Annotated in this window: 7 protein-coding genes; 3 read left to right on the forward strand and 4 right to left on the reverse strand. The window is 73.3% G+C overall.

Annotated elements, in window-relative coordinates:
* Nucleotides 1-100: 100 nt before the first annotated feature.
* The 4 genes from ACFXB5_RS51355 to ACFXB5_RS51370 all read right to left on the reverse strand — a co-directional run bounded on the left by ACFXB5_RS51355 (nucleotide 101) and on the right by ACFXB5_RS51370 (nucleotide 5,745).
* Nucleotides 101-2,533 carry a transglutaminaseTgpA domain-containing protein gene (locus ACFXB5_RS51355; RefSeq protein ID WP_385222442.1) on the reverse strand — a complete coding sequence of 811 codons (2,433 nt, stop codon included), beginning with the start codon at nucleotides 2,531-2,533 and terminating at the stop codon, nucleotides 101-103.
* Entirely contained in the window at nucleotides 2,530-3,918 is a 1,389-nt protein-coding gene (locus tag ACFXB5_RS51360) for a DUF58 domain-containing protein (protein ID WP_385222445.1), read from the reverse strand. The genes ACFXB5_RS51355 and ACFXB5_RS51360 overlap by 4 nt, the downstream gene beginning before the upstream one ends.
* Nucleotides 3,918-4,970 carry a MoxR family ATPase gene (locus ACFXB5_RS51365; protein WP_020872065.1) on the reverse strand — a complete coding sequence of 351 codons (1,053 nt, stop codon included), beginning with the start codon at nucleotides 4,968-4,970 and terminating at the stop codon, nucleotides 3,918-3,920. The genes ACFXB5_RS51360 and ACFXB5_RS51365 overlap by 1 nt, the downstream gene beginning before the upstream one ends.
* A 220-nt stretch (nucleotides 4,971-5,190) precedes the next feature.
* Nucleotides 5,191-5,745: a beta-class carbonic anhydrase gene (locus ACFXB5_RS51370; RefSeq protein ID WP_385222447.1), complete on the reverse strand. Its 555-nt coding sequence runs from the start codon at nucleotides 5,743-5,745 to the stop codon at nucleotides 5,191-5,193.
* A gap of 409 nt (nucleotides 5,746-6,154) precedes the next feature.
* On the opposite strand from ACFXB5_RS51370, the gene rsmH reads away from it, so the two are divergent.
* The 3 genes from rsmH to ACFXB5_RS51385 are packed head-to-tail and all read left to right on the forward strand — an operon-like array spanning nucleotide 6,155 to nucleotide 7,883.
* Nucleotides 6,155-7,117, forward strand: coding sequence for a 16S rRNA (cytosine(1402)-N(4))-methyltransferase RsmH (rsmH, locus tag ACFXB5_RS51375; RefSeq protein WP_201853336.1), 963 nt, complete (start codon nucleotides 6,155-6,157; stop codon nucleotides 7,115-7,117).
* Nucleotides 7,114-7,680, forward strand: coding sequence for a septum formation initiator family protein (locus ACFXB5_RS51380; RefSeq protein WP_385222449.1), 567 nt, complete (start codon nucleotides 7,114-7,116; stop codon nucleotides 7,678-7,680). Before rsmH ends, ACFXB5_RS51380 begins: the two co-directional genes overlap by 4 nt.
* 8 nt (nucleotides 7,681-7,688) lie before the next feature.
* The gene (locus ACFXB5_RS51385) at nucleotides 7,689-7,883 is read left to right on the forward strand and encodes a hypothetical protein (RefSeq protein ID WP_385222452.1); all 195 of its coding nucleotides are present in this window, start codon (nucleotides 7,689-7,691) and stop codon (nucleotides 7,881-7,883) included.
* The last annotated feature ends 127 nt before the right edge of the window (nucleotides 7,884-8,010 follow it).

Genomic DNA, 8,010 nt, shown 5'->3' on the forward strand with positions numbered 1-8,010 from the left:
GTGCCTTTCCGGGGCGTTTTCGTGGTGCGTTTTTGCCCACGACTGAGCCCCCGCGCCATGCGCGGGGGCTCAGCCGTGGGCGCTCAGGGCCGCCCGGGGATCAGTTCTCCTGCTGGCCGCGCGGGGTCCGCAGCTGGGAGGCCCAGCGGGCCCAGCGGGGCGCTCCCCACCGATCGACCAGCGCGGACCAGCGCTGTCCTGCCGCCCACAACAGCTGGGCCGCGGACCGCGGGGCCAGCAGCGCCCGCAGCCGCTCCCGCCGCCTCGCCTTGGCCCGGAATCCGGCCAGCACCAGCCGGACGTCGTCCGCGACGCCCGTGACCGGGCGCGGCTGCGGTGCGTACAGCACCTGCTCGACCGCCTCGGCCACCCGCTGTGCCGCCCGGGCCGGCTCGTCGTCGAGCCCGGCGATCCGCGCCATCCGGGCCACCGCTCTGCGCGAGGTCAGCGAGTCGTCCGGCAGTACGCCGAAGTCCCAGGCCGAGTCGGTGAGTTCACGCCATGCGGCGAGCACCCGGTCGGCCGCGTCCTGCTCGGTGCGCCCGCCCGAGCCGTTCAGTCTGCGGGTCCGTATCCGCCGCCGCCACAGCATGGGCAGCAGGGGCACCACGGCCAGCAGCACCGCCAGCGAACTCCAGCTGGTGACCTTGGTGGCCGACCAGCCCCCGCCCGAGGCGCCGTTGTCCGGCTGCTGGGCCGCGGCGCCGCCACAGGTGCCCAGCTTCTTCATGTCCGGGGAGCAGCTGTCGGACGCGGTCGGCGCGGCCGTCGGCTCCGAGGTCTCGGTGGGCTCGGTCGTGGGCTCGTCGGTCGGGGTGCCCGAGGGCGTCTGCTCCATCGTGTAGTCGGGCTGGGAGCCCCGGCTCGGGGTGGGCTCGAAACGGGTCCAGCCCACGCCCTCGAAGTACAGCTCCGGCCAGGCGTGCGCGTCCTTCAGGCCCACCGACACCGAGCCGTCCGCCTGGGCGGTGCCGGGCGTGAACCCGACCGCGACTCGGGCCGGAATGCCCAGCGTCCGGGCCATCGCCGCCATCGAGAAGGAGAAGTGGACGCAGAAGCCCTCCTTCTGCTTCAGGAAACGGACGATGGCGGCCGAGCCGCTGCCGGACTGCACCTGGGTGTCGTAACGGAATCCTCCGTTCACCGCGAACCAGTCCTGGAGCTTGACCGCCTTCTCGTACGCGTTCGCCGCGCCGGCGGTCACCTCCCGCGCCGTACGGGCCACCACGGACGGCAGCGAGTCCGGCACCTCGGTGTACTCGTTCCGCAGCCGGGAGGGCGGTGCCGGGGCGGCCGCCAGCTGGTCGGCCGTCGGCTCCACCAGCAGGCTGGTGACCCGGTAGCGCGCGCCCCGGGTGGTCTGGCCGCGGTCGCCGACCAGCGTGCGGCCCTCCGGCTCATAGCGCCAGCGGCCGTCGATCTCGACCCTGGACGCGGGGTAGGGGAGGGGCAGCCAGTTCTGCGCGTACCAGTCGGCGGCCGAGATCGAGGTGTCGATCGAGGAGACCCGGACCGAGGGGCCGAGCCCGGCGGGCGAGGGAAGCTGATTGGGCACATCGGTGACATGCCGCTCGGATGACTTCCACGAGGTGCCGTCGAACCGGTCGAGCGCCACGATCCGCAGATAGAGGTCCTGGGTGGTCTGCGAGGAGGTGCGATAGCGCAGCACCTCCTTGTTCTCCGGCTGGTTCAGGCTGTCCTGGAGCGACACCAGCGGATTGACCGCCGAGATCGTGCCGCCGCCGCTGCCCGGCCCGCCGTTGCCGCCCTGCCGGTCCAGCAGCCCGCCGCCCAGGGACGGCAGCACCGCGGGCACCGCGAGCGCGATGCCGAGCGCCAGCACGCCGATCCGGCGGCCGGTGCGCACCGGGGCGAGCGCCGGGCTGCCTCCGGCCCCGGCCAGGCCCGAGGGCGGCATACCCGCCGGATGCGGGGCACCGCCGCTGAACACCCGGCCCCACTGGGACAGCCGGTCCCGGCCCTCGGCCAGGAGCAGCAGCAGATAGCCGGCCGCCGCCAGCAGGAACCACAGCCAGTCGCTCCCGTCGTCGGACAGACCGGCCGCCACCGAGTAGAGCGCGAGCAGCGGAAGCCCGGCGGGGGCCGCGCTGCGGTACGTCACCGCGAGCGCGTCGACCACCAGGCCGATCAGCAGCACCCCGCCCACCAGCATCAGCCGGATGCCGTCGGTGAGCGGCGCGGGGATCGCGTACTGCCCCACGTCGTCGGCGCCGTCGCGCAGCAGCAGCGCGAACTCGTGGAGCGCCTGCGGGCTCGGCAGCAGCCCGCCCAGCGCCTGGTCGTGTGCGAAGGCCAGGGTGAGCAGCAGCAGCGTCACCACGGCCTGCGCGGCCACTGTCAGGGGGCGGGCCAGCGGCATCCGGCGGGCCGCCACGCCCGCGGCGCTCTGGACCGTCAGCAACAGGAGGGCCTGCAGCAGCCAGCTCGCCGGATCCACCAGCGGCAGCAGCGCACAGGCCGCCGCCACCGTGGCCAGCGCCGCACATATCGCGAGCCGAACGCTTCCACTCATGTCCAGCTCCCTGTCATGCCGCCGACCGGGCGGCTTCCGGCGTCCGCCCGGGTGGCGCCCTGGGCGTCGGCCTGCCGCCACAGCTGCGTCAGCGAGGCCCCGGGGCCGACCGGCAGCGCCGTCCACCCCGCCTCGCGCAGCCGCCGCAGCCGGTCCTCCAGCTCCTGTGTGCTTCCGAACTCCGCCCCGCGCGACCAGGCGGCGCCGTCCAGCACAAACGCCACCGCGGCCGTGGTGCGGTGCCGCATCCGGGCGGCCATCACCGCCTGCTCCTCGTCCAGATCGCCCAGGAAGGCCACCAGCAGCCCCTCACCGCCGCCGCGCAGCACCTCGAAGGCGGGCGAGAGCCCTCCGCCGTCGGAGTGGTCCACCACGGCGAGGGTGTCCAGCATCAGCCCGGCCGTCTCCGCCGAGTCATGGGTGGAACCGGTGAAGCCGCCTCCGCCGTCCGGGCCCGGCACCGAGCTTCCGGTGTCGGTCAGCAGCCGGACCGCATAGCCCCGCTCCAGCAGGTGGACCGCGGCCGAGGCCGCCCCGGAGACCGCCCATTCGAAGGCCGAGTCCGGCCCGGAGCCGTAGTGGGCGGTGCGCCGGGTGTCCAGCAGCACCGTGCAGTGGGCCCGCTGCGGCTGCTCCTCCCGGCGGACCATGAGCTCCCCGTAGCGCGCGGTGGAGCGCCAGTGCACCCGGCGCAGATCGTCGCCTATGCGATAGCCGCGCGGGATGACATCGTCCTCACCGGCCAGGGCCAGCGAGCGGTGCCGCCCGTCCCCGTACCCCGCGGCCTCGCCGGTCAGGCGCACCGGGGGCAGCGGCTCGACCCGGGGCACCACCGTGAGCGTGTCGTAGGCGCTGAAGGCGCGGGTGAGCTCGCACATCCCGAACGGATCGCTCAGCCGCAGCTGGAGCGGGCCCAGCGGATAGCGGCCGCGCAGATCCGAGCGGACCCGGTAGGACACCTCGCGGCGGCCGCCCGGCTCCACCCGGTCCAGCACGAACCTCGGGCGCGGCCCGAGCACATAGGGCACCCGGTCCTGGAGCATCAGCAGCCCGGTGGGCAGCCGCGAGACATTGTCCATCCGCAGGTGCACCCGGGCCTCGGAGCCCGCCGGCACCCGCGCGGGCGCGAGCCGTCGGCTGCCCGCCACCCGGTATCGGGTGCGGTAGACCACGGCCACACAGACCAGCGGCAGCGCGGCCAGCAGCAGCCCGACCCGCAGCAGATCCGCCTGGCCCAGGACGTAGCTGCACACCGCGGCGGCCACCCCGGCGGCCAGGAAGGAACGGCCGCGGGTGGTCAGACCGGCGAGGGCGGACCGCAGCCCGCCCGGCTGCTCGCCGGCGCCGGGTCCCTCGGGGCCCATGTCCGTCCCCCCTGCGGCCATCACAGCCTCCGCGCGCCCGGCTGCTGCCGGCCGAAGTCGGCCGGGGGCATGGGTGGCATGGGCGGCATCCCGCCCGCGCCGCGCTGGGCGGAGGTGGGCACCGGGGTGCGCTGCACGATGTCCGCGACGACCTGCTCGGAGGTGCGGCGGTTCAGCTGGGCCTGCGCGGTGGGCAGCAGCCGGTGGGCCAGCACCGCGACGGCGAGGGTCTGCACATCGTCCGGCAGCGCGAAGTCCCGCCCGGCCAGCGCGGCCGACGCCTTGGCGGCCCGCAGCAGATGCAGCGTGGCGCGCGGCGAGGCGCCCAGCCGCAGATCGGGGTGGTTGCGGGTGGCGGTCACCAGGTCCACCGCGTAGCGCCGGACGGCCTCGGCGACGTGCACCGAGCGCACCGCCTCGATCAGCTTGACGATCTCATGGGCGTGCGCGACGGGCTGCAGGTCGTCCAGCGGGGAGACCCCGCCGTGCACGTCCAGCATCTGGAGCTCGGCCTGCGGGCTGGGGTAGCCGATGGAGACACGGGCCATGAAGCGGTCGCGCTGCGCCTCGGGCAGCGGATAGGTGCCCTCCATCTCGACCGGGTTCTGCGTGGCCACCACCATGAAGGGGTTGGGCAGCTCATAGCTTTCCCCGTCGATGGTGACCTGGCGCTCCTCCATCGACTCCAGCAGCGCGGACTGGGTCTTGGGCGAGGCGCGGTTGATCTCGTCGCCGATCACGATCTGGGCGAAGATGGCGCCCGGTTTGAACTCGAACTCCTTGCGCTGCTGGTCGAAGATGCTCACGCCGGTGATGTCGGACGGCAGTAGGTCCGGGGTGAACTGGATCCGCCGCACGGAGCAGTCGATGGACCGGGCGAGCGCCTTGGCCAGCATCGTCTTGCCCACGCCCGGGACGTCCTCGATCAGCAGATGCCCCTCGGCGAGCAGCACGGTCAGCGAAAGCCGTACGACCTCGGGCTTGCCCTCGATCACACCCTCCACCGACCTGCGGATCCGATCCGCTGTGGTGGTCAGATCGCTGAGGCTCGCTCGCTCGTCATAGGTCGTCACCCGGCCCTCCTCGGCCCGTTCTCAGGGCCGTTGCCCTCGGAACGGACCGGCCCACCGCAAACGCTGACATCGGACCCCCGCGTGGTTGCGGGGGACGATGTCACCTATGCATTCTTGCGGTCTCCGCGGCTTCGCGTCACTCGGCTGTGGATAACCCGGGGTTATTTGTCACGCTTGTACGAGTTCGAGTGCTGAATCCCTTCCGTATCTTCAGCATCTCTCACGTCCGCGGCGTGACCTCCCGCAGCAGACCCGTCGTCACATCGAAGACAAAGCCGCGGACGTCGTCGGTGTGCACCAGGAACGGCGAGGTGCGCACCCGCTCCATCGACTGGCGGACATCGGCGTCGAGGTCCTTGAACGCCTCGACCGCCCACGACGGGCGCTGTCCCACCTCCTCCTCCAGCTCGTGCCGGAAGTCCTCGGTGAGGCTCAGCAGACCGCAGCCGGTGTGGTGGATGAGCACGACGCTGCGGGTCCCGAGGGCCCGCTGGCTGATGGTCAGGGACCGGATGATGTCGTCGGTGACCACACCGCCCGCGTTGCGAATGGTGTGGCAGTCGCCCAGCTCCAGACCGAGTGCCTCGTGCAGGTCCAGACGGGCGTCCATGCAGGCGACGATGGCGACGCGCCGCACCGGCCGCGCGTCCATTCCCGGGTCGCTGAACTTCTCGGCGTAAATGCGGTTGGCCTCCACGAGGCTGTCGGTGACCGTGTCTCCCGTACGGGCGTCGCGGTCGGTGGACGGGTTCGGCTGCGGCGCTGATATCGACATGATGACGACGCTACCTCTCACCAGGGAATTTTGTCTTCTCTTTAGGTAGGGCAAACGAGGGCAACGGGGTGGGCCGAAGGGGTGATGTGAGGCAATCCACAACCCCCCGCGCCCCGGTGTCCGGTGCCCGGGGGAGGGGATGCCACCCCTGGGGCGGGACGCGCAGGCCGGTTGGTTGACCGAAGGGACGAGTGGACTAAAGTGGCGCGAAGTGGGAGGCGTGACGCTCCCCTCGGATCCCGGAATTTCGCGTGAGCGCGGTGCGTACGCACCCCTCGGCCTCCTCCCGCTCCGGTCGCCTGACGTCACTTCCCCGGCGCCAGTAGGCCACTTCCCCTTCAGAGCGGGCGGGGACCCGGCGGTGCGTATCATCCTCGCCCGATCCTCAGAAGGGCGCACGAGCAGCGCAATGAGCAGTAACGCTCTCCATGTTCCCGTCATGCTCCAGCGCTGTCTGGACATGCTGGCCCCCGCTCTCGCCCAGCCCGGCGCGGTCGTGGTCGACTGCACCCTGGGCCTCGGCGGCCACAGCGAGGCGCTGCTGCGCGACTTCCCCGAGGCCCGGCTGATCGCCCTCGACCGCGACCCGTCCGCGCTGCGGCTCGCCGGGGAGCGGCTCGCCCCTTACGGCGATCGGGCGACGCTGGTCCACGCGGTCTACGACGAGCTGCCCGAGGTCCTCGACCGGCTCGGCGTCCCGCGCGTCCAGGGGATCCTCTTCGACCTCGGCGTGTCGTCCATGCAGCTGGACGAGGCCGGGCGCGGTTTCGCCTACGCCCAGGACGCCCCGCTGGACATGCGGATGGACCAGACCACCGGAGTCAGCGCGGCGGAGGTGCTCAACACCTATCCGCCGGGCGATCTGGTGCGCATCCTGCGGACGTACGGCGAGGAGAAGTTCGCCAAGAAGATCGTGGACGCGGTGGTGCGCGAGCGCGCCAAGGAGCCGTTCACCAACAGCGCCCGGCTCGTCGAGCTGATCCGCGATGCGCTGCCGCAGGCCGCCAAGCGCACCGGCGGCAATCCGGCCAAGCGCACCTTCCAGGCGCTGCGGATCGAGGTCAACGGCGAGCTCGCGGTCCTGGAGCGGGCCATCCCGGCGGCCGTAAGGGCGCTCGCGGTCGGCGGTCGGATCGCCGTGCTGTCGTATCACTCGCTGGAGGACCGCCTGGTCAAGCAGGTGCTCGCGGCCGGTGCCGGCAATACGGCGCCCCCGGGGCTGCCGGTCATCCCCGAGCAGTACCAGCCCCGGCTGAAGCTGCTCACCCGTGGCGCGGAACTGCCCACCGAGGAGGAGATCGCCGAGAACCGCCGGGCCGCCCCGGCGCGGTTCCGGGGGGCGGAGCGCATCCGGGAAGAAGTCACCCCATGAGTGCGCGGGGGACGGGCCCGAAAGGACGGCCGGCGCCGGGCGCCACCACGGCCAGGCGCGCGCCCTTCGTGCTGCTCGTCGTGGTGCTGCTCGGCTCCGGCCTGATCGCGCTGCTGCTGCTGAACTCCTCCCTCAATCAAGGGTCGTTCGAGCTCACCAGACTGGAGAAGCAGACCAAGGAGCTCACCGACGAGCGCCAGGCCCTCCAACAGGACGTGGACCAGCTCTCCGCGCCCGGCGAGCTGGAGCGGCGCGCCCGGGAGCTGGGGATGGTACCCGGCGGTACCCCCGCCTTCCTCAACCCGGACGGCTCGGTCAGCGGGGTGCCTGCGCCCGCCACGGGGCAGCCCTCGGTGCTCGGTGGCCCCGGCCGGGTGCTGCCGCCCTCGCTCGGCACCGCGCCGTCCGAGGCGTCGCCCACTCCGTCCGCCCTCGCGCCGCCGACGCCGCCGTCCGCCGTGGCCTCGGTGACCCCGTGGGGGCTGCCCGCCGGCCACTCCGCCTCCGTATCCACCTCCGCCTCCGCCTCCGCCTCCGCGAACTCCACCCCGGCCCCTCAGTAGGTGACACGGTGACGCGATCCCCAGCCTGCGCCCAGCCCAGCCCGCCCGCGCGGACGGCCGCCCGGGCCCGGTGGACGGCCGCCCGGACCCGGTGGACGGCAGCCGAGCCGTGGACGGCCATCGAGTCGAGGACGGTCGCCAAGCCGACGGCGGCCACTGAGCCGACGACGGCGGCCACCGACCCGAAGGCGGCCGTCGCGTGAGCGCGCCCCAGGACCCCCGCCGCCGCGGGGTGCCCGGCCCGGCCCGTCCCCGCGGCGTCCGCCCCCCCCGCCCGGACCCCGGACGGCGCCCCGCCGAGCGCCCGCGCCCCGGCGGACCGCCCCGCCG

The organism is Streptomyces sp. NPDC059455, from assembly GCF_042750115.1.
Lineage (GTDB): Bacteria > Actinomycetota > Actinomycetes > Streptomycetales > Streptomycetaceae > Streptomyces > Streptomyces endocoffeicus.